A 20,332-nucleotide genomic window follows, 5' to 3' on the forward strand; every position below is an offset into this window, starting at 1 on the left:
CGTCGCCCCGGCCGAAAGGTTGCGTGCTGTTCGGGGCAGGATAGGCCCGACAGCGGTGAAGGCAAGGGCGCGGCGACGCCCCTGCCGCGCCGTGATCAGAACGGCAGTTTCATGTCGGCGGGCAGGCCGAGTTCCTCGGTGATCTTGCCCATTTCGCGCTGGGCGCGGTCCTGCGCCTTGGCCTGCGCGTCCTTGATGGCGGCCAGGATCAGGTCCTCGACCACTTCCTTTTCGTTCGGGTCAAAGATCGACGGATCGATATCGAGACCCTTGAGTTCACCCTTGGCCGTGGCGGTCGCCTTGACCAGACCAGCGCCGGATTCGCCGGTGACCATCATGGTGTTCAGGTCTTCCTGAAGCTTGGTGACCTTTTCCTGCATGGCCTGCGCCTGCTTCATCATCTTGGCCATATCGCCAAGCTGGCCTAGTCCTTTGAGCATTGGTCTGTCTCCTGTGCGATGGGGCCAAAGGGCCGTTTGCGCCGCTTATCGCAGGCGGCAAAGGCTTGGGCAAGTGGGCGGGCGGTCAGTCCTCTTCAAACGGATCCCATTCGTCCTCGACCTCGGGCAGGGCTTCTTCGAGCGCCTTGGAGGCGGCCTGTTCGGCGGTGCGCACCTCGGTGATCGCTGCCGCAGGAAAGGCGGCCAGCGCGGCCTGCACCAGCGGGTGCTCGGCGGCCTTGGCATGCAGGGCCAGACGCGCCGCATCGCGTTTTTCGGCGATGGTTTCCGATTTGCAGCCGTTGACCAGCGTCACGCCCCAGCGGTTGCCGGTAAAGCGCTGCAAGGCGGTGCCAAGGCGCTGGGCCAGATCGCCGGGGGCGTCATCGGTGGGGGTGAATTCGATCCGGCCCGGTTGATAGGCGGCAAGGCGCAGGAAGGTTTCCACCTCGACCAGCAGTTTGACGTCGCGGTTGGCGCGGATCAGTTCGATCACGTGATCCCAGGTGGGATAGCGCGCCAGCGCCTGGTCGGTCGCAACCGCCAAAGCCGCCCCACCATAAGAGGCCGTCGGCCCCGAGGGTGCGGAATGGGTCGGGGCGGGCAGGCCCTGCGCGTGGGTCTGGCTGCCGCCCTGCGCGCCCAATCCACCGCCCGAAGGGCCGGGGCCGGGGGGCGGCGGGGTGTCTTGCAGCTTGCGGATCATTTCCTCGGGCGAGGGAAGCTCGGCCAGGTGGGTCAGGCGGATCAGCGCCATTTCGGCGGCCATCATGGCGTTGGGCGCGTTCGACACCTCTTCGATCGCCTTCAGCAGCATCTGCCAGGCGCGCGACAGCGGGCGCATGCCCAGCCCGTCGGCAAAGGCCAGCCCGCGCTGGCGCTCGTCCGGGGAAATCGTCGGGTCCTCGGCGGCGTCCGGGGTGATCTTGACCACGGAAATCCAATGCGTCAGTTCCGCCAGATCGCGCAGCACCGCCAGCGGGTCGGCGCCGTCGGAATACTGCGCCGACAGTTCGGTCAGGGCCCCCGCCGCGTCGCCGCGCATGATCCGTTCGAACAGGTCCATGACGCGGCCCCGGTCGGCAAGGCCCAGCATGGCGCGCACCTGATCGGCGGTGGTTTCGCCCGCGCCGTGGCTGATCGCCTGATCCAGAAGCGAGGTCGCATCGCGGGCCGAGCCTTCGGCGGCGCGGGTGATCAGGGCCAGCGCATCATCGGTGATTTCGGCGTTTTCGCCTGCCGCGATCTTGCGCAGCAGGGCGATCATCACCTCGGGTTCGATGCGGCGCAGGTCAAAGCGTTGGCAACGCGACAGGACCGTGACCGGCACCTTGCGGATTTCCGTCGTGGCAAAGATGAATTTCACATGCGCCGGCGGTTCTTCGAGCGTTTTGAGCAGCGCGTTGAAGGCGCTGGTCGACAGCATGTGCACTTCGTCGATGATATAGATCTTGTAGCGCGCCGAGGCGGCCCGGTAATGCACGCTGTCTATGATCTCGCGGATGTCGTTCACACCGGTGCGCGATGCGGCGTCCATTTCCATCACGTCGACATGGCGGCCTTCCATGATGGCGACGCAGTGTTCGCATTGCCCGCAGGGGTCCGTGGTTGGCCCGCCTTTGCCATCGGTGCCGATGCAGTTCATGCCCTTGGCGATGATCCGCGCGGTGGTGGTTTTGCCGGTGCCGCGAATCCCCGTCATCACAAAGGCCTGCGCGATGCGATCCGCCTTGAAGGCGTTGCGCAGGGTGCGCACCATGGCATCCTGCCCGACCAGATCGGCAAAGGTTTCCGGGCGGTATTTGCGGGCAAGGACCTGGTATTCGGTCTGGGTGTCGGCGTCGGTCATCGGCGTCCTTCGGCTGGAGTCGCGGTAAGGTAAGCGCTGTGGCAAGGCCCGTCCACCGGATTGCTTGATTTCCGCCTTGCGCGCGGGCAGGATGCGGTCAGGCCCATCGGCAGGGGGCCACCCGATCCGCGGAAAGCGCCCGCACCTGTCTTGTCTGACGACCGACATGCCTTTTTCGGTTTTCTCTTGCCCGATGCAGCGGATCGCGGGCCTTTGACAGAGGATTCCGATCATGTCTGATCTTTCCCTTGATACCCTGCGCCATGCGGCCAAACGGTTGCACCATGCCCATGATGCGCGCGAACCCTGGGCGCTTGAGCGGTTGAAACAGCGCCCGCCGCGCAAGGGCGGGCAGGCGCTGGTGCGCGCCGATTTCCTGCATGTGGTGGCGCTGGAGCATGGCTTTGAAAGCTGGCCCAGGCTGAAGCATGCCGCCGAGACCACCGGGCTGGACCGCGCGGTGAAACAGCAGCGGCTGAAGATCGCGCTGTTCCACGGTCAAAACGCGGCGGTTCAGGCCTTGCTGGCGGATACGCCCGGTCTGGCTGACGGGTTGTTCGGGTTGCAATGCGCGCTGTATGACCGCGCCGCAGTCAAGGCGGCGCTGGCGCGCGATCCCGGCCTTGCGGTGCAACGGTTCGGGCCGCGCAGCGCCATCCTGCATCTTGCCTTTTCGCGCTGGATCAAGGCGCGGCCTGATCTGGAACCCGATATGCTGGCAGTGGCCGAACTGCTGCTGGCGCATGGTGCCGATGTGAACGACGGCTATCCCTTTCAGCCCGGCGACGATCACCTGCTGTCGGCGCTTTATGGCGCGATTGGCCATGCGGACAACATGGTGCTGGGCGGGTGGCTGCTGGATCACGGCGCCAACCCCAACGATGGTGAAGCGCTGTATCACGCGACGGAACTGGGCCACCACGAAGGGCTGAAAATGCTGCTGGCGGCGGGGGCTGATCCGCGCGGCACAAACGCGCTGCTGCGGGCGATGGATTTTCACGATCATGTGGCGGTGCAAATGCTGCTGGATCACGGCGCGCGGGCCGATGATTTCAACGCCAAAGAGGTCGGCGGCGAGGCGCCTTATGTCATGCCTGCGCTGCATCAGGCGGCACGGCGCGGCAGCGACGCCAGGATGATCGAGATATTGCTTGCGGCCGGGGCTGACCCGGCGGTGCGCTACAAGGGGGCCAGTGCCTATGGTTTTGCCAAGGTGCACGGCAACACCGCCCTGATCCGCGCGATCGAGGCGCGCGGCGTGCAGGTGGACCTGTCACCGGAAGAAACCTTGATGGCCCGCGCCGCCGAAGGGCTGGACAGCCCGGGCCAATACATCGACCCGGCAAAACTGCCCGAAGCCTACCGCCACCTGATCCGCGAGATCCTGCACCTGCCGGGACGATTGCCGCAGATCCGCGCGCTGGTCGCGCTGGGGCTGCCCTATGACCAGCCCGACGCGCAGGGTGTGACCCCGGTGCAGATCGCCGGTTGGGAAGGGCTGCCCGAGGTCATGGCCTATTTCCTGAAACTGCGCCCGGACCTGAGCCATGTGAACGGCTATGGCGGCACCCTTTTGTCGACCATCCTGCACGGAGCCGACAACAACCCCGACCGCGCGGGCCGGGACTATGTCGGCTGCCTGCGCCTTGCGCTTGACGCGGGGGTTGCGCTGCCATCATCAGCCCTGCGCGCATCGGGCCGCAAGGACGTCACCGATTTCCTGCAGGATTGGGCCGGGGCGCGGCCGGGGCAGGTGGTCTGACCCGTGCCCGCCGTCCGGGCGAATCGGCTAGGCACCCGGCATTTGTCGTGTATCATCGCGATGTTGCGCAGGATTAGGGGGTTGCATGAAACTGAAGGGTGTCCGCAAAAGCCGGAATATCGAGGACCGTCGCCGCAGCGGTGGCGGTGGCAAGGCGGGCATCGGCGGTGTCGGGCTTTTGGTCGTTTTGGCAATCGGGTATTTCGCCGGGATCGACGTGACCCCGCTGCTGCAGGGGCTGCCGCAGGAACAAGGCACCCCGCGCGAACTGTCCGCCGAGGAACAGCAAGCGGCCGAATTTTCCGCCCGCGTGCTGGCCACCACCGAAGAAGTCTGGGACCGCCTGCTGCCCGAGCAGCTGGAGCTAGAGTACCAGCCGCCGGTTCTGGTGCTGTTTTCGGGGCAGACCTCGTCGCCCTGCGGCGGGGCTTCGGGGGCGACCGGGCCGTTCTACTGCCCGGCCGATCAAAAGGCCTATCTGGACACCGAATTCTTTGCCACCCTGTCGCGCCAGCTGGGCGCCAAAGGCGATTTCGCCGCCGCCTATGTCATCGCCCACGAGGTCGCCCATCACGTGCAGAACGAATTGGGCATCCTTGGCGAGGTGAACCAAAGACGGCAGGCCGTGGGCCAGACCGAGGCCAATGCCCTGACCGTCCGGCTGGAATTGCAGGCCGACTGCCTGTCCGGGGTCTGGGCGTCCAAGGTCAAGGGCCTGCTGGAACCGGGCGATCTGAAAGAGGCGCTGAACGCCGCGCGCAAGATCGGCGACGATCACCTGCAAAGCCGCGCGGGCCGGGTGCCGCAACCGCATACCTTTACGCATGGCACCTCGGACCAGCGCGAAAGCTGGTTTGCGCGCGGGTATCAATCCGGCGACGTGCACAGCTGTGATACCTTCGGAGCGCGAAATCTCTGAGAACATCGTCATCCACGCCCTGCCTGTGGGTGGCGGCATCCTGGCGCTCTCGCCCCTGCCGGGGGCGGGGGGGGACTACAAGGGTGACCTGCTGCATATCGCGGGATGGACCCCGGCCTTTGTGGTGTCGCTGGTGACCCATGTCGAACTGTTCGAGGCCGGGGCGCAGAACCTGGGCCAGGATGTCGTCGATCACGGGACGCGCTGGGTGCACATGCCGATCCGGGATTTCGACGTGCCCAATGCCAATTTCGAGGAAAAATGGCCCGAAACATCCGAGCGCGCCCGCCGCGCGCTGCTGGGCGGGGGGCGCGTTCTGGTGCATTGCCGGGGCGGCTGCGGGCGATCCGGAATGGTGGCGCTGCGGCTGATGATCGAGGCGGGCGAGGCCCCCGACGAAGCCCTGGCCCGGCTGCGCAACGTGCGCCCCTGCGCGATCGAGACCGACGAACAGATGGAATGGGCGCTGAGCGCGGTGCGCCAACCGGCAGTCTTTGTGCGCCACAATGACTAGCGCAGACGGCAGGTCGCTTGGCGACGGGGCCTTGGGCGCGGCATAAAAGCGGTGATCGTTCGGATGGCTTTTGGCAGCTTTCCCCGCGGAAAAGCGCCTGTCGCCGGACAGACTTTGCCGTGCAAAGTCGTCCAAGGTGAGAGGCTGGACATCGACCCAAGCGGGGCTCGTTGTGGCTGCTTCCTTCCGGACCTGACCAGGTTGGCGAGGCGCTTGCCCGCGCCAACCTCTCGAGGGGTCATTTAGTGGACATGGGGGCGCGTTGCAAGGGGCGGCTCTGGCGGTGGGGCAAATTTGCGGATAAGCGGGGGACATGGAGCCCTTTGAAATCTTTCTTGCCGGTACTCCCGGCCTTGAACCCGTGCTGCGCGACGAGGCGGCGGCCATCGGCCTGCCCGATCCCAAGGTCGTGCCCGGTGGCGTCGTCACCCGTGGTACATGGCCCGATGTATGGCGGGCCAACCTGCATCTGCGCGGAGCCAATCGCGTGTTGGCGCGGATCGGGGAATTCCGCGCCTTTCACCTGGCGCAGCTGGACAAGCGATCGCGCAAGTTCGACTGGGCGGCGCATCTGCGCCCCGATCTGGCCGTCCGGGTCGAGGTCACCTGCAAGGCATCGAAAATCTACCATGACCGGGCCGCGCGCCAGCGGATCGAAACCGCCATCACCGATTCCCTTGGTGCGCCGATAGCCGAGGATGCGCCGATCCGCCTGATGGCGCGGATCGAGGACGACCTTGTCAGCTTCAGCCTGGACACCAGCGGCGAGCCGCTGCACCGGCGCGGCCACAAGGAGGCGGTGAACAAGGCGCCGCTGCGCGAAACCCTTGCGGCGCTGTTCCTGCGCGAGTGCGGCTATGACGGCACGCAGCCGGTAATCGACCCGATGTGCGGATCGGGCACCTTCGTGATCGAGGCGGCCGAGATCGCGCTGGGCCTGGCCCCCGGCCGCACGCGCGCCTTTGCCTTTGAACAATTCGCCAGCTTCGACGCCGCTGCCTGGCAGGCGATGAAGGCGGACGTGACGCCAAGGCAGACCGACCTGGTCTTTCGCGGCTTTGACCGCGACGATGGCGCGATCCGGTTCAGCCAGGCCAATGCGCAGCGCGCCGGGGTTGCCGAAGTGACGACCTTTGCCCGTCAGGCGATCAGCGATCTGAAACGCCCCGAGGGCCCGCCCGGTCTGATCATGGTCAACCCGCCCTATGGCGCGCGGATCGGCAACCGCAACCTGCTGTTTGCGCTGTACGGCGCCCTTGGCCAGGTGCTGAAGTCGAATTTTCGCGGCTGGCGCCTGGGCATGGTGACCAGCGATCCGGGGCTGGCGAAATCCACCGGGCTCAGCTTTGTGCGCACCAGCGCGCCGATCCCGCATGGCGGGCTGGGGATCAAGCTGTACCAGACCGGCCCCTTGCCCTGAGTGCGGCCGGGTCAGGGCGCAGGATCAAAGGTACAGGCGAAAGGTGCAAAAGCCGCTTTCGTCATCGCCCAGATCTTCGACCCGAATGCCCTGCAGGTCCTGCAGGAACAGGCGTGCGCGCGGTCCGGTCTGGAACAGGGCCGTGGCGCCCGGCACCGCTGACAAACGCCAATCCTGCCCCGCGCGCGGCTGCACCGCGCCTTTGCGGCGGATGTAATCCAGCACCACGTTGCGGTTGCTGTCAGGGGTTTCCAGCACGGGTTGGCCGTCACGGGCGCCGGGAAAGGCGCCGCCGCCATCCAGCCGGTAACTGTTGGTGGCCACCACGAACTCCATGTCGGCGGTGACCGCAACACCGTCCAGCGCCAGCGCCTGGACGCGGTGGGCCTGTGGCTGGACGAACCGGCCAAGGGGGTCATAGCGTGACGGCTGCGACAGATCGAAGGTCCAGGTCACGCCGCCCAGAACGTCAAAGAAATAGCTGGGTATTTGCGGGTCCAGCAGGGGCACATCCCGCGCGCCGGGTTGTATCTGGTGGAACACACCGGCCGAGCGTTCCAGCCATTCGCGCAGCTGGATGCCGTTCAGCCGCACCGCCCGCATGTTGTTGGGATACAGGTACATGTCGGCGACGCTACGGATGGTCAGATCGCCGGCGGGGACTTCGGTGAAATAGTCCGGGCCGCCACGCCCACCCACCTTGAAGGGGGTCGCGGCCCCCAGCACCGGCAGATGCGCATGTGGCCCCCCGGCAAGGCACCGCATGACATAGTCGCGCTTGGCCTCGGCGATCAGGTTCAGGTGGGCGGAACTGCACACCAGCGAAAAATAGCTGTGCAGCGCCGCATCGGTCGTACCGATGGGTTTTCGGATGTGGTCCAGCGTGGCGACATGGGCGGGGCGGGCCAGCGTGACCAGCTCCGGGTCGTCGTGGACGCAGGCCACGACAGCGGCATCCGCGCTGCGGTGAAAGATCGGCCGCGCCGCGCTGCGGCTGCCGGTGATGCGCCAGCCATCCGGCGCGCGCTGCAGGTCAAGGTCGACCACGCCCAGGTGCGAGCCCCAGAAACCGGCCATGACGGTAGGGCAGCCATTCAGGTGCCCGGTCGCTGTATCGGCGTAGGCCAGCCCGGAAAAATCCTCCGAGGGAAAGACAAGATGCGTGTGCCCGGCCAGCAGCACGTCCACCCCGTCGATCTGGCTGAGCGGCAGGGCGGCGTTTTCCTCGACCAGGCCGACGCGGTCTTCGGCCAGACCGGTATGGGCCAGCACCACGACGACATCGGCACCCTCGGCGCGCATTTGCGGGACCAGCCGCCTGGCACAGGCGACCATGTCCTGCGTGTCCAGCCGCCCGTCCAGCAGGCTGCGGTCCCAGCGGGTGATTTGCGGCGGGGTCAGCCCCAGCACGCCGATGCACAGCGGATGGCGGTCGCCCGCGCCGTCCGTGATGGCGCGCTGCAAAAGCACGTAGGGCGGCAACAGCGTGTCACCCCCCGCGCCGGCCTGGGTGACATTGCCCAGAACAAAGGGAAAACCCGCCTGAGCGACGGTCGCCGTCAGGTACTCCAACCCAAAGTTGAAATCGTGGTTTCCCAAGGTGGCCGCGTCATACTCCAGGGCATTCATCGCCGCGATCACGGGATGCGGCGCGTTGCAGGGGGGTGTCGAACAGCACATCCCCCAAGGGGCTGCCCTGCAACAGGTCGCCATTGTCCAACAGCAGACTGTTGTCCACCTCGGCCCGGGCCTGCCGGATCAGCGTTGCGGTGCGGGACAATCCGACCGTGTCGCTGGGTCTGTCGTGGTAGTAATCATAGGCAACCAGATGTGCATGAAGATCCGTGGTCTCCATGATCCGCAGCTGGCACTTTCCGGCCCCATTCCGGGAAGCGAGGGAAGTCTTGATCGTCAATGTCTCTCCGAAGGCCTTTTGCCGGGTTGAGGTCGATTGCCGACTCTCCCGGTCTTCACGATTGTTTCGAGTGGTGTTTTCGTACGACCAGCAAAAAGGCCAATGCCTTGACACGATGACCAGAAAATAAACCGATTGCAATGCAGGCGTGTGCTGATTTTTCCCGCTCGCGTTCTTTCCCGAATTGCCAAGCGGCCCCCCCGGCGGCATTGTCCGGCCAATCCACGGGAGGCAGGCGCATGAAAATCGCAGAACAGGTGACCTTTGGCGGATCGGGCCTGGACCGCGCGGCAGAGCTGCGCAGCAATATTCCGGCGCTGGCGGCAGCCTTGCAGGACGACCGCGCGCGCACCGTTCTGTTGTGGCGCGGCAAACTGCTGATCGAAGGCGAAACGGGGTTTGACCTGGTGCGCCTGCCGATGACGCATCCCGTTTTGCGTGATGCGCGCGATGCGCCGATCCTGCTGGGCCGCGAACAGGGGGCGGCGATCTTTGCGCAGGACATATCGCACTGGCAGCCCGAGGGGTTGGAGGACGGCCAGCTTGGCGGGTTCCTCGACACCAGCGAACAGGCCCACCCGGCGCTGGCGCAGGGCCAGCGGTTTCGCGAATTGCGCGCGATGCTGACGCGTCTGAGCCTGCGCGACGCCGAACTGGCCGCCACCGCCAAGGCGATCTTTGGCTGGCACGCCAGTCATGGGTTCTGCGCCCGCTGCGGCGCCCCCAGTCAAAGCCACAACGCCGGTTGGGAACGCATCTGCGCCGAATGCGGCGCGCATCATTTCCCGCGCACCGACCCGGTGGTGATCATGCTGATCACCCATGGCAACCGCACGCTTCTGGGCCGCTCGCACGGCTGGCCCGAAGGCATGTATTCCTGCCTGGCCGGTTTCGTTGAACCCGGAGAGCCGATCGAGGCCGCAGTGCGCCGCGAAGTCCTGGAAGAGGCGGGGGTGCGCGTCGGCCCGGTGCGCTATCTTGCCAGCCAGCCCTGGGCCTTTCCGGCCTCGTTGATGTTCGGATGCCACGGCGAGGCGATCAGCGACGAGATCACCGTCGATCCCTCAGAGCTGGACGATGCCCGCTGGGTCACCCGCGAAGAGCTGACGGATGTCTTTGCGGGGCTGCGGACCGATATCCTGCCTGCCCGCAAGGGGGCGATTGCGCATTTCCTGTTGCGAAATTGGCTTGCAGACCGATTGGACTAGGACAAGATTTCCTGTAGCATTCGCGCAAAGAACAAAAGCCAGGAAAATGAGGGCGGGACAGATGCAGTTGACGGCAAGCGAAGATATCGAGGCTCCGCTGGAGCGGGTGTTCGCGGAACTTTCGGATTTCGAGGCGATCGAACGCCAGGCCTTGCGCCGCGGCGTGGCGGTCAAGCGCACCGGTGATAGCGGCGGCAGCCCAGCGGCGGGCATGGGCTGGACCACCGGTTTTGCCTTTCGCGGCAAGACCCGCGAGGCGCAGATCACGCTCAGCGATTACACGGCGCCCGAACAGATGGTCTTTGACACCGTGTCCGGCGGGCTCGAGGCGGCGACCCGGATCGAGGTCGTGGCGCTGTCGCGCAGCCGCACCCGGATCAACGTGACCACCGAGTTGAAGCCCAAGACCCTGTCGGCGCGGCTTTTGGTGCAATCGCTCAAACTGGCCAAAGGCGGCATCGACAAGCGGTTTCGCAAGAAGATGGCCGGCTATGCCAAGGATCTTGAACTGAAGCTGAAGCAAGGGGCCTGACCTGCCGGGGGGCGTGACAGCCGCGCGCGGCGCGCTACCCTTGGGCAAAAGGAGACGCCTGATGAAACGCTTTGTGATCGCCCTCGCGCTGTGTGGCGCGCCGCTGTCTGCCCATGAATTCTGGATCGATCCGTTGGCGACCCAGGTCGCACCCGGCGGGGTGCTGGCGGCCGACATCCGCGTCGGGCAAGAGCTGAAAGGCGCGGCCTATTCCTATGTGCCCCCCAATTTTCGCCGCTTTGACATCGTCATGGGCGACCAGATGCTGCCGGTGGACGGGCGCGCCGGGGACAAGCCCGCGCTGAACATGGCCGCCCCGACCGAAGGGCTGGCCGTGGTCGTCCACGTGACCAAGGACTACCGGCTGACCTATGACAGCTGGGAAAAGTTCGAAAACTTCTGCAAAGAAAAGGATTTCGCCTGGGCGCTGGACGCCCACCTTGCCCGCGGCTTGTCCAGGGACAAGGTGCGCGAACAATATTCGCGCCACGCCAAAAGCCTGATCGGGGTCGGCGACGGCGCGGGGGCGGATCGCGCCATGGGGCTGGAGGTGGAGCTGGTCGCCCTTGCCAACCCCTATACCGACGATCTGTCGGCAGGATTTGCCGTGCAGGCGCTATACCAGGGCAAGCCGCAGGCCGAAATGCAGGTCGAAGTGTTCGATCGCGCCCCGGACGGATCGGTGACAACGCGCCAATATCGCACCGATGACGCCGGGCGCGCGGTGCTGGATGTCGCGCCGGGGCATTTCTACCTGGTCGATCATGTGGTGATGCGCGAACTCACCCCCGGGGCCGAAACCGATCCGGCCTGGGAAAGCCTTTGGGCCTCACTGACTTTCGGAGTACCGCAATGAGCCTTGTTGACACCCTGACCAGGGCGCTTGGCGCCGACGCGGTTCTGACCGGCGGCGACATGGCGCCCTGGACACGGGACTGGACCGGGCAGTACCGCTGGACCCCGCTGTGCGTGGCGCGCCCTGCGGATCGCGACGGTGTCGCGGCGGTGCTGAGCGCGGCCCATCAGGCAGGCGTGGCGGTGGTGCCGGTGGGCGGCAACACCGGGCTGTCCGGCGGCACCATGGCTGAAGGCGCGGTGATGCTGTCGCTGGACCGGATGAACACGGTCCGCGAAATCCGCCCGGAGGCGCGGCTGGCGGTGGTCGAGGCGGGGGTGATCCTGTCAAACCTGCACGAGGCCGCGGCAGACCACGGGCTGAGCTTTCCCATGACCTTCGGGGCCAGGGGGTCGTGTACCTTGGGCGGTATTCTGGCGACCAACGCGGGCGGGTCCAATGTGCTGCGCCATGGCAATACCCGCGATCTGGTTCTGGGGGTCGAGGTGGTCCTGGCCGATGGCCGGGTGATCGACCTGATGAGCGAATTGCACAAGGACAACACCGGGCTGAACCTGCGCCACCTGATGATCGGGTCCGAAGGCGTGCTGGGGGTGATCACCGCCGCGGTGGTCAAATTGGTGCCGGCGCCCCGGGCCTATGCCACTGCCATGGTGGCGGTGGCGTCGCTGGACCAGGCTCTGGTGCTGCTCAACCGGTTGCAAGAGGCGACGGGCGGGCAGGTCGAGGCCTTTGAATACATGCCGCGCCGCTTTGTGGAAGAATACGGCAAGCTGCACCCCGAAACGCGCCCGCCCTTTGACCAGGGCCACGATGTGAACCTGCTGATCGAGCTGGGCGCCACCGCCCCGCGCGACGTCGATCCGGACCCGGACGGTCAGGTGCCGGTGGCGCGCTACCTTGAGGATGTCCTGGCCGGAATGCTGGAGGATGGCGCGGTTCTGGACGCGGTGGTGGCCCGATCAGAGGCGCAGCGCCGTGCGTTCTGGGCCCGGCGCGAGGCCGCGGCCGAGGTCAGCACATCGCGGCCCGTTGTCCTGACGGATGTGGCGGTGCCGCTGGACAAGGTGTCCGAATTCCTGCTGCGGGCCGAGGCCCGCCTGGCGGCGCTGGACCCGCAGGCGGTGCCGATGGTGGTCGCCCACCTGGGGGACGGCAATGTGCATTGCTCGGTCTGGATCGGGGTCGATGCAGCGGGCCGCAACCAGATCATGGAAGCGGTCGAGGAAGAGGCGCTGGCGCTGGGCGGATCGTTTTCCGCCGAACACGGCATCGGCATTTCGAAACGCCCGGCCATGGCGCGGTTCAAGGACCCGGTCGCGCTGGAGATCATGCGCGGGATCAAGGCGGTGATGGACCCCAAGGGGATTTTGAACCCCGGCAAGGTCATCCCCTGACCACAAGTCCCGGGTCTTGTCTTGGCCCCGGGCGTTTGTTGAAATGGGCGCCTTTGGCGCGCATTTTGTCTCGCCTCCCGCTGGCGCGGGTGGCTCGGGGGTGGGGGCTCTGCCCCCTGGCCGCTGCGCGGCTGCCCCCGGGATATTTGCAGCAAGAGGAAACTGCGCGGCAGGGGCTTTTGTCGGGCGGCGGGGCTGGCCGTGGGTGTCAGCGGTCGTCCGGGGGCTGTGGGTCGAAGGTGATCAGCAGGAGGTAGGCGCAATAGCCGCCCAATGCGGCGAAAAGCAGCGCCCAGACCGGGGCGCCGGTGACCAGTTCGAAAAGCGCCCAAGCAAAGCAGAGCGCGACAATCAGCACCCGTCGCCACAGCGGCCGAAAGAACGGGTGGCGGGGGTCAAGCAGGGTCATGGTTCAGTACCCGCAAACCGCCCCGGTGGTGGCCAGCACGTGATCGTATTGTGCGGGCAGCCGCATGAAGGTGACGCGGCGGTTTTCCGGTGCGCGCGGGTCATAGGTGTTTTTCAGAACATGTTCGCCAAAGCCCACCGGATACAGCGGCAGGGTAACATAGCCCCCTGTCAGTGCCGAGGTGACCGAGGCGGCCCGGCGCCGCGACAGATCGCAGTTGTAGCTGTAGGAGCCCACCGCATCGGTGTGCCCGATCACCGCATAGGCCGCGCCCTGCAAGGCCGGGTCCTGCAGCGCGCCGATCAGGCTGGCGAGTTTGCCGATCTGGTCGGCGCGGACCTGCGCGCTGTCATAGTCGAACTCGATCGTGATGGCGACCGAGGGCAGGGCGACCTTGCCATGGGTCGGCGCGGGGGCAGCGCCGGCATAATCCGGGGCCTTGGCGGGCGGTTCGGGCTGGGCGTGGACCTTGCCATCGTCCAGATCCAGCACCAGCGTTTCGAATTGCACCGTCGGCGCCCCGGTGGCCGATTCAAAGGCCGTGCCTTCGCCGCCCAGGCTGACCGCCGCGCAGCTGGCTGCATCGGGGTTGGCCAGGCAGGCGGCCAGCGCGCTGCGCGGGGCGGGCGGCGGCGCGGGTTCTGCGGTGCCCGCGCCGGGGATGAAAATCTCGCCCTGCTGGGCCGGGGCCAGGGTTGGCAGGCCCAGGCAGAGCGCCCCGAGGATCAGTGTCTTGCGGATCATGGTCATCCCCTTCAATGCGCCGTCACATGGGCCGAGATCTGCGCCTTGGCCACGGTGGGGTTGTGGGTCGACACCGCGCGGTAGGTCGCGCCGCTGAGCGTGGCCTTGTCGTCCGATCCCAGATCAAGCGCCAGCACCTCGTTCACGACCTCTTTGTATTGCGCCGCGCCCGATTGGTTGTGCGAGACGTCGCAAGACACCTGAGAGGTATCGCGCACCTCTTTGGAGATCGCCTCGTGCCCGCCATTACAGATGGCAAGGATGGTTTCGACGCCCACATATTGCGTTTTCAGCGAGCCGCGCGGCGGAAAGACATATTGCGAGCCGCCGGGGATCACCTCGTCGGGCAGGGCGGGGTGCGGATAAAGCACGCAGGACCGTTTCTGATCGTCGATGTTGATCAGGGTCAGGCGGCAATCGTGGCGCGGCTCGACGATGATCTTCATGCCTTCGCCCACCGTGTAGGACGGCTTGTCGGTGTAGACGGTCAGATGGCTTTGCGCCGGGGCGCTGTGCTGGGTCGGAACGTAATCCGGGGCCTTTGTCGCATCGGCATAGCTGGTGGGCTGGGGCGCCGGGGCAACGGGTTTGTGCGCGGGCGGCGGCGGCGCGGCATAGGGCGTATCGGCCAGCACCTTTTGCACCGAATGGCTGAGATCGGCGGCAAAGCGGTGCTGCGGCACCAGCGGGCGGTATTCCGTCACCTTTTCAAGGATCGCGGGATAGGCCGCCGTCCATTCGTCGCGCGCGATGGGGGATTGATCCAGCCGCATGATCAGGCTGGCCATATCGTGCCCGACAAAGGCGGCGCGCTGACGCAGCATGTCTTCGCTCATGCCCAGTTCATTCGCGGCCTGGGCAAAGTTGATGAAGCGGTCGACGTGATAGACAAACAGCCCGCGGATCGGTTCCAGCCCGCCGGCGGTGATTTCCGGGTCCAGCCCGGCGCTGCGCATCGCGCCAAAGAACTGCTGGGTATCGGCCTCGAGGTATTTCGCCACCTCGTCCTGACCGGGATAGATCTGGTCGACCACCTGACGCGCCTCGGCGGGCAGCGAGAAATCGTTGATCGCCACGTCGCGCACCCGGTCTTCGTTCAGGCGGATGCCCTTGGAATGGCACGAGATGCAGGAAATCCCGTTGACCACCTCGCCAGTGCCATCGGAATAATCGTCGTCGCGCACGATCGAGGTGGGGCCAACGTCCAGCCGCTCGCCTTCGGCGGTGTTCAGGTAATAGGCGTGAAAGCCGTTGGGCAGGGTAAAGATCGACTCGCCCCCGTCATGCAAAAAGGCGTGGGTTTCGCCAAAGGCCTCTTTCGGGCCAAGGGGGTATTGGAAAAAGCTTTGCCGCCCTTTCGATCCGGCGAAATCATAAGACGTCCAGAAAAACCCGCTATTGAGCGCGTGGCGTTCGATCAGCCGGTTGTTGGTGGACACGCCCGAGTTCTGAAACCCGGCGCGGATCACCTGCTGGTTGCGGATATTCGCGATCATGTCGAGGTTCAGCAGATCCTCGAGCCCGGCGACCGTGTCGGGCAGGCCCAGCAGGTCGTAATACAGCGGCGACACCGGGGCGGTGGCGGCGAACCAGTCGGCGCGGATGATCGGCACGGCGGTGCCGGACATGTGCTGAAGCTGGGTCAGGTGCGGGTCTGTCGCGCTTTCGACCGCATAGGGATATTGCGCCTCGAGCCGGTGCCAGGTTTCCGGCTCCCATGCGATTTCGGGCAGGTAGATGCGCATCAGGATGCCGTATTCGTCCACCGGTTCGAACTTGTAGGGGATCGGGTTCCATGACAGCGCGTTGACCAGTTTGACCGCGGCGCTTTTGTAACCTTCGAGGTTTTCGGTCGTCACATCGGTGTCGTTGTGCAGCGGGCGCAGCGACAAATACCGGATGCGGTCGCGCCGGTTGGTGGGCTGTTTCGCCAGGTCCAGTTGCGCCATTTCGAACATCTTGGTCAGGGGCACGAATTCGCGCGGCGGCGGGGCCTGGTTGGCCAGTTCGGTGATCCATGTCGACACCGCCATCATTTCCGCCTGCGTCGGAAAGCAGTCGGCGGTGGTGCAATCGTCGGGCATCGCCGGAAAGCTGTACTGGCCGATGACGTCATACAGCTTGGACCCGGTGGGCTGGCCCTGAATGACGAACTTGGTGTCCTGCGCCAGGCGGCGGATGTCCAGAACATGGCCAAAGCCCGACTTGGCCTTGGGCAGGCCTTCCTTCAGCGCGCCGTCCTGGTGGCAGCGCGCGCAATGCTTGTCCAGCATCGCATAGGCTTCCTTTTCCATGTCGGTGGCATCGGCGGGCAGGGGCATCACGTCGTTCGCCAGCGCCGGGGCGGCCCAGCCAAAGGCGGCCAGAACCGCCGCGCCCAGAATGTGTTTCGTGCTCATAAATACTCTCCTTCACCCGTCAAGCCGGGGCACTCAATTACAATTGATGGACAGGTATTTCTTGGACGACCATCCGGTTGCCCCGCCGCGCCCCGCGTAGGGCGACATGCAGTTGCCGGACACGCATTGCACCTTGGCCCAGGTACCGCTTTGCGCCAGAACCTTGACCCGGTCGCCCAGGTACAGCTCGGATATCTTGCGGCCGGACCGGGCGTTGGGCTGGTCGCGCACGGCCAGGAAGCCGGCCCCGGTCGCGGTGTTGTAGGTGCTGATCGGGCCAAGGTTGATCACATTGCCCCAGCACACCCGCTGCACCGAGGGTTTGTTCGAGGTCAGCAAGGGGCTGTAGACCCAGCCGCGCCGCCCGTCGGGGAGGATCACGTTCGACCATTTTCCCTGCCGCGCAAAGACCTGCACGGTCGAGCCCGAGGGCACCTCGGTGATGATCCCGTAGTTGGTCGAAGGGCCAGAGCGCACGTTCAGCGACCCGTCGCTGTTGTTGTCCACATACATGGTGGTCGTCGAAGGCGCGCCGCCACCGCCACCGCCGCTGCTGCCATAGATCACCTCGGCGACAAAGCGGTTGCCGCTGGAACAATAGCTGTCGCCGGGAATGGCGCCTTGCGACTTCAGCTGGCTCAGCCGCGCGTCCGACCGCGACCGCGACAGGGTTTCGACAACAACGCCGTAGTAACCGTTGTCGGATTGGAAAATCCGCACGCCGCTGCGCCCGGGGAACCATTGCTGGACAAAGCCCTGCGCCTCGGCGATCGAGGTGCGCGAGGCGGTCACGATGTAGCAACTCGAACTGCCCAGCGTGTAATTGCCGCGCACGATCTGCGGGCCGCCGGTGCCAGCCTCGGGGCGCGACGGCGCCGGCGGGGTTTTCAGCCAGGCGATGCGGTCAACGACCACCCGCCCGATGCAAGAGGCATTGCCGCCACAGGCATTGCGCGTGCCGCTCAGCCAGCTTTTCTGATCCGAGGCCGACACGTGGCTCTGCCCGTTATAGGCGCTGCTCATCTCGGCATCGAGGCCCGCAAGATAGGGGTCGGCGCAGATCGCCGCTTCGGTCGCGTTCAGGGTTCCGCCGCACCAGGGGCGCAGCAGTGTCGGGGTGGGCGTCACCGCGGGCGGTTGCGGCGGGCTTGGCGCGATCGGCGCGGCCGCCATATCGTCACCGCCGCACTGGCTGTTGACATAGCCCTGCGCAAAGACCGCGTAGGGATGGCCCTGACACTGCGTCAGATAGGCGTCATAGGCATAGCACTGGCCCAGTTCCTTGGCCTCTTTGTACATGCCGTCGCACATGGCGGCATTGCCGGCCAGCTCGTCGCCGCCGGGCAGCGGTTGGTCGCCTCCGGCAGCGGGCGGCACCGGTGCGGCATCGGTGACTGGCCCGCCAAGGCCGGGCTTCAACGCCGCCTCAAGCACGCTGGACCGGGCAAGGATATCGCGCATCGGGATGGCAAAGTTCACGCTGTCGCGCTTGGACCCGGCATGGTGCAGCCCCACCACCATCTGCAAGGATGCGTCGATGACCGGAGAGCCGGAGTTCCCCGGCAGCGTGTCACAGGTGTGCAGCAACTGGTGCCCCGACAGGGCGGGGCGGTTGGCGCGGCACTGTTCGCGGCTGATGCGCTGCGCCTCGCCCATCGGGTGGCCGATCACCCAATAGGGATCGCCGTCCTGCGGGGTCTGGTTCGACAGGGCCAGCATGCCGTATTCGGCGCTGGGATCGCCCAGCACTTCGAGCACCGCATAATCGAGATCCTTGTGCGCCTCGATCGGGGTGGGCGACACGATAAAGGTCCGTGTGCCGTCCTCGACCCCCTGCTGGGTATAGCCGGCGACGAATTGCACCGCGTCGATGCGCGTCGCCTCGGCCTGCGCATTGTCCAGAATGCCGGGCACACAGTGATAGTTGGTCAGGATATGCTTGTCCGACACGATAAAGGCGGTGCAGGGGAAAATCCCCGCGTCGGTCAGGATGTCCAGCCGCCCCACCGCATGGCCCATCCGGGCAAAGACGCTTTGCGGCGAATAATTCTGGATCGACTCGTTGTTGTACTGGCCGACCGAGAGTTCAAGCTCGATATCCCCGGTTCCGGCGGCCTGTTTGCGGCTCAGGACCACGCGCCCGAAACTGCCCCGTTCAAAGCCGACGAATTCCTGAGCCTGCGCCAGGCGGGGGGCGCTTGCGCCCAAACCGGCAAGGCAAATGGCCAATGCTGTCAAGATACGCAAACGTCATCCCCCCGGAAAAATGGTCTTTGTGAAACTGAGCGCCATGTTCGGGGCTGGGAGGGGCATCTGTCAACGAAGGAAAACCAGACCCGGCCTCATCAAGGACTTTGGCCGGGGGCAAGGCGCGGCATGGGACCAATGGATGATGGACGGCCCTGCATTTTTGTGCGTAATTTCCCAGATCAGGGGGAATTTGCAAAAGATGCAGGATTTTTCGTCAGTCTTGATCGCCGCACTGGGCCTGATCGCGCAAGGCGACGCGGACCTGTGGGAAATCATCGGGCTGTCGCTGCGCGTGACCCTCAGCGCGGTGGTGATCGCCTGCGTGATCGGCCTGCCGCTGGGCGCGGTGGTCGGGGCCTTCCGCTTTGCCGGGCGCGGGGCGCTGAACGTGCTGCTCAATGCGCTGATGGGCCTGCCGCCGGTGGTGGTGGGGCTGTGCGTGTACCTGATGCTGTCCGCCTCGGGGCCGCTGGGCGTGCTGGGCCTGCTGTATACCCCGACGGCGATGATCATCGCGCAGGTGGTGCTGGTGACGCCCATCGTGGCCGCCCTGACCTGGCAGGTGACCGAAGACCTCAATGCCGAATACGCCGAACATTTCGATTCGCTTGGTGTGGGCCGGCTGGACCGGATCGGCGCGCTGCTTTGGGACGCGCGCTACAGCCTGCTGACGGTGGCGCTTGCGGGTTTTGGCCGGGCCGTGGCCGAAGTTGGCGCCGTCATCATCGTCGGCGGCAACATCAACCATGTCACCCGCGTGATGACCACGACGATCGCGCTGGAAACCTCCAAGGGCAACCTGGAACTGGCGCTGGCGCTGGGGGTCGTGCTTTTGTCGATCGCGGTGGCGGTGAACGCTGCGGTCATGGGGCTGCGCAGCACAGCGGTGCGGGCTGCCTATGCATGATGGTTGCAACATGCCGGGCCTGCTGCCCCAGGCCGCCGAAGCGCCGCTGCCGCCGGTGCTGTTGCAGGCGCGCGGGCTGCGCTTTTGCGCTGGCGGGCGCGCCCTGATCGACGGGGTCGACCTGACCCTGCGCGCAGGCAGCCGCACGGTGATCCTTGGCCCCAATGGCGCGGGCAAAAGCCTGCTGCTGCGGCTGTTGCACGGGCTGATCGCGCCCGATCAGGGCAGGGTCACCTGGAACGACCAGCCCCTGTCGGGCCAGTCCTGCCGCGACCAGGCCATGGTGTTCCAGCGCCCGGTGCTGTTGCGCCGCTCGGTGCTGGCGAACCTGCGTTTTGCCCTCAAGGCGCGCGGCATTCCCCGCGCCGACCGCGCCGCCCGCGCCCTCGAGGCGCTGGACCGCGCCCGCCTGACCGACCGCGCCCGCAGCCCGGCGCGGGTGCTGTCGGGCGGTGAACAACAGCGGCTGGCGCTGGCCGTGGCGCTGGCCGGGCGGCCCCGGATGCTGCTGCTGGATGAACCCACCGCCAGCCTTGATCCCGCCTCGACCGACGCGGTCGAACGCATGATGGCCGAGGCGAACGCCACCGGCATCGCCACCGTGATGGTCACCCATGACGCGGGTCAGGCGCGCCGCGTCGGCGACGACCTGGTCTTTCTTCAGGACGGCAGGATCGCCGAAGCCGGCCCCGTATCGCAGCTGCTCGATCATCCCCGCTCGCGGCCGCTGCGGGCATGGACCGAAGGCCGGCTGTGGTTGCCAAAGGACGGCGCCTAGACAGGTTTCACACTCCCAAACACAGGAAATTCC

At 66.0% G+C, this 20,332-nt stretch carries 18 protein-coding genes and 1 other RNA gene; 10 read left to right on the plus strand and 9 right to left on the minus strand.

All coding sequences use genetic code 11. The annotated features are described in order from the left end of the window. Positions 1–95: 95 nt before the first annotated feature. Together QF118_RS08240 and QF118_RS08245 are read right to left on the minus strand one after the other, a co-directional pair. Positions 96–440 (minus strand): YbaB/EbfC family nucleoid-associated protein, encoded by a 345-nt coding sequence (locus tag QF118_RS08240; RefSeq protein WP_282302146.1) that lies wholly within the window; start codon positions 438–440, stop codon positions 96–98. 85 nt (positions 441–525) lie between these two features. Further along, a complete protein-coding gene (locus QF118_RS08245) occupies positions 526–2,289 on the minus strand; it encodes a DNA polymerase III subunit gamma/tau (protein WP_282302147.1) in 1,764 nt (587 codons plus the stop codon). A 232-nt stretch (positions 2,290–2,521) separates the two neighbouring features. Here QF118_RS08245 and QF118_RS08250 point away from each other — a divergent pair, with 232 nt between their 5' ends. The 3 genes from QF118_RS08250 (at position 2,522) to QF118_RS08260 (ending at position 5,484) form a co-directional block, all read left to right on the plus strand. Then, entirely contained in the window at positions 2,522–4,051 is a 1,530-nt protein-coding gene (locus QF118_RS08250; protein ID WP_282302148.1) for an ankyrin repeat domain-containing protein, read from the plus strand. 85 nt (positions 4,052–4,136) lie between these two features. Next, positions 4,137–4,970, plus strand: coding sequence for a KPN_02809 family neutral zinc metallopeptidase (gene ypfJ / locus QF118_RS08255; RefSeq protein ID WP_282302149.1), 834 nt, complete (start codon positions 4,137–4,139; stop codon positions 4,968–4,970). Beyond that, on the plus strand, positions 4,942–5,484 hold the full coding sequence (locus QF118_RS08260) for a protein-tyrosine phosphatase family protein (RefSeq protein ID WP_282302150.1): 543 nt from the start codon (positions 4,942–4,944) through the stop codon (positions 5,482–5,484). The genes ypfJ and QF118_RS08260 overlap by 29 nt, the downstream gene beginning before the upstream one ends. A gap of 134 nt (positions 5,485–5,618) precedes the next feature. Here the strand turns inward: QF118_RS08260 and ffs are convergent. Beyond that, an RNA gene (gene ffs / locus QF118_RS08265) (signal recognition particle sRNA small type) lies at positions 5,619–5,717 on the minus strand. Positions 5,718–5,797: 80 nt separating this feature from the next. Between ffs and QF118_RS08270 the strand changes: the two genes are divergently transcribed. Then, on the plus strand, positions 5,798–6,904 hold the full coding sequence (locus tag QF118_RS08270) for a THUMP domain-containing class I SAM-dependent RNA methyltransferase (RefSeq protein ID WP_282302151.1): 1,107 nt from the start codon (positions 5,798–5,800) through the stop codon (positions 6,902–6,904). A 24-nt stretch (positions 6,905–6,928) separates the two neighbouring features. On the opposite strand, the gene QF118_RS08275 is transcribed toward QF118_RS08270, so the two are convergent. Together QF118_RS08275 and QF118_RS08280 are read right to left on the minus strand one after the other, a co-directional pair. Further along, positions 6,929–8,533 (minus strand): bifunctional 2',3'-cyclic-nucleotide 2'-phosphodiesterase/3'-nucleotidase, encoded by a 1,605-nt coding sequence (locus QF118_RS08275; protein WP_282302152.1) that lies wholly within the window; start codon positions 8,531–8,533, stop codon positions 6,929–6,931. Next, positions 8,514–8,759, minus strand: coding sequence for a hypothetical protein (locus tag QF118_RS08280; RefSeq protein WP_282302153.1), 246 nt, complete (start codon positions 8,757–8,759; stop codon positions 8,514–8,516). Before QF118_RS08280 ends, QF118_RS08275 begins: the two co-directional genes overlap by 20 nt. A 299-nt stretch (positions 8,760–9,058) precedes the next feature. On the opposite strand from QF118_RS08280, the gene nudC reads away from it, so the two are divergent. From nudC to QF118_RS08300, 4 genes are all read left to right on the plus strand, one after another. Further along, entirely contained in the window at positions 9,059–10,027 is a 969-nt protein-coding gene (gene nudC, locus QF118_RS08285) for an NAD(+) diphosphatase (protein ID WP_282302154.1), read from the plus strand. A gap of 61 nt (positions 10,028–10,088) precedes the next feature. After that, positions 10,089–10,559, plus strand: a complete 471-nt coding sequence (locus tag QF118_RS08290; RefSeq protein WP_282302155.1) for an SRPBCC family protein — start codon at positions 10,089–10,091, stop codon at positions 10,557–10,559. Positions 10,560–10,620: 61 nt separating this feature from the next. Then, positions 10,621–11,415, plus strand: a complete 795-nt coding sequence (locus QF118_RS08295; RefSeq protein WP_282302156.1) for a DUF4198 domain-containing protein — start codon at positions 10,621–10,623, stop codon at positions 11,413–11,415. Then, on the plus strand, positions 11,412–12,812 hold the full coding sequence (locus tag QF118_RS08300) for an FAD-binding oxidoreductase (protein WP_282302157.1): 1,401 nt from the start codon (positions 11,412–11,414) through the stop codon (positions 12,810–12,812). Before QF118_RS08295 ends, QF118_RS08300 begins: the two co-directional genes overlap by 4 nt. Before the next feature lie 208 nt (positions 12,813–13,020). On the opposite strand, the gene QF118_RS08305 is transcribed toward QF118_RS08300, so the two are convergent. From QF118_RS08305 to QF118_RS08320, 4 genes are read right to left on the minus strand one after another with little or no spacing between them, the layout of a single operon-like run. Continuing rightward, positions 13,021–13,221, minus strand: coding sequence for a hypothetical protein (locus tag QF118_RS08305; RefSeq protein WP_282302158.1), 201 nt, complete (start codon positions 13,219–13,221; stop codon positions 13,021–13,023). Positions 13,222–13,224: 3 nt separating this feature from the next. After that, the gene (locus QF118_RS08310) at positions 13,225–13,965 is read right to left on the minus strand and encodes an OmpA family protein (RefSeq protein ID WP_282302159.1); all 741 of its coding nucleotides are present in this window, start codon (positions 13,963–13,965) and stop codon (positions 13,225–13,227) included. 11 nt (positions 13,966–13,976) lie between these two features. Beyond that, positions 13,977–16,364, minus strand: coding sequence for a DUF4384 domain-containing protein (locus QF118_RS08315; RefSeq protein ID WP_282302160.1), 2,388 nt, complete (start codon positions 16,362–16,364; stop codon positions 13,977–13,979). Between the two features lie 33 nt (positions 16,365–16,397). Then, complete coding sequence (locus tag QF118_RS08320) at positions 16,398–18,602, minus strand: SH3 domain-containing protein (RefSeq protein ID WP_282302161.1); 2,205 nt, start codon at positions 18,600–18,602, stop codon at positions 16,398–16,400. Between the two features lie 211 nt (positions 18,603–18,813). Here QF118_RS08320 and QF118_RS08325 point away from each other — a divergent pair, with 211 nt between their 5' ends. Together QF118_RS08325 and QF118_RS08330 are read left to right on the plus strand one after the other, a co-directional pair. Next, on the plus strand, positions 18,814–19,521 hold the full coding sequence (locus tag QF118_RS08325; protein WP_282302162.1) for an ABC transporter permease: 708 nt from the start codon (positions 18,814–18,816) through the stop codon (positions 19,519–19,521). A 10-nt stretch (positions 19,522–19,531) separates the two neighbouring features. Next, complete coding sequence (locus QF118_RS08330; protein WP_282302163.1) at positions 19,532–20,299, plus strand: ATP-binding cassette domain-containing protein; 768 nt, start codon at positions 19,532–19,534, stop codon at positions 20,297–20,299. Positions 20,300–20,332 lie beyond the last annotated feature (33 nt).

It is taken from the genome of Tropicibacter oceani, assembly GCF_029958925.1.
GTDB classification, from domain to species: Bacteria; Pseudomonadota; Alphaproteobacteria; order Rhodobacterales; family Rhodobacteraceae; genus Pacificoceanicola; species Pacificoceanicola oceani.

Excerpts from the sequence above, each read along its gene's own strand:
- QF118_RS08330 (WP_282302163.1), top strand. The coding sequence starts at position 19,532 with ATGCCGGGCCTGCTGCCCCAGGCCGCCGAAGCGCCGCTGCCGCCGGTG.
- QF118_RS08240 (WP_282302146.1), bottom strand. The coding sequence starts at position 440 with ATGCTCAAAGGACTAGGCCAGCTTGGCGATATGGCCAAGATGATGAAG.
- QF118_RS08325 (WP_282302162.1), top strand. The coding sequence starts at position 18,814 with ATGCAGGATTTTTCGTCAGTCTTGATCGCCGCACTGGGCCTGATCGCG.
- QF118_RS08295 (WP_282302156.1), top strand. The coding sequence starts at position 10,621 with ATGAAACGCTTTGTGATCGCCCTCGCGCTGTGTGGCGCGCCGCTGTCT.
- QF118_RS08245 (WP_282302147.1), bottom strand. The coding sequence starts at position 2,289 with ATGACCGACGCCGACACCCAGACCGAATACCAGGTCCTTGCCCGCAAA.
- ypfJ (WP_282302149.1), top strand. The coding sequence starts at position 4,137 with ATGAAACTGAAGGGTGTCCGCAAAAGCCGGAATATCGAGGACCGTCGC.
- QF118_RS08310 (WP_282302159.1), bottom strand. The coding sequence starts at position 13,965 with ATGATCCGCAAGACACTGATCCTCGGGGCGCTCTGCCTGGGCCTGCCA.
- QF118_RS08315 (WP_282302160.1), bottom strand. The coding sequence starts at position 16,364 with ATGAGCACGAAACACATTCTGGGCGCGGCGGTTCTGGCCGCCTTTGGC.
- QF118_RS08305 (WP_282302158.1), bottom strand. The coding sequence starts at position 13,221 with ATGACCCTGCTTGACCCCCGCCACCCGTTCTTTCGGCCGCTGTGGCGA.
- QF118_RS08300 (WP_282302157.1), top strand. The coding sequence starts at position 11,412 with ATGAGCCTTGTTGACACCCTGACCAGGGCGCTTGGCGCCGACGCGGTT.
- QF118_RS08280 (WP_282302153.1), bottom strand. The coding sequence starts at position 8,759 with ATGGAGACCACGGATCTTCATGCACATCTGGTTGCCTATGATTACTAC.
- QF118_RS08250 (WP_282302148.1), top strand. The coding sequence starts at position 2,522 with ATGTCTGATCTTTCCCTTGATACCCTGCGCCATGCGGCCAAACGGTTG.
- QF118_RS08270 (WP_282302151.1), top strand. The coding sequence starts at position 5,798 with ATGGAGCCCTTTGAAATCTTTCTTGCCGGTACTCCCGGCCTTGAACCC.
- QF118_RS08275 (WP_282302152.1), bottom strand. The coding sequence starts at position 8,533 with ATGAATGCCCTGGAGTATGACGCGGCCACCTTGGGAAACCACGATTTC.
- QF118_RS08290 (WP_282302155.1), top strand. The coding sequence starts at position 10,089 with ATGCAGTTGACGGCAAGCGAAGATATCGAGGCTCCGCTGGAGCGGGTG.
- nudC (WP_282302154.1), top strand. The coding sequence starts at position 9,059 with ATGAAAATCGCAGAACAGGTGACCTTTGGCGGATCGGGCCTGGACCGC.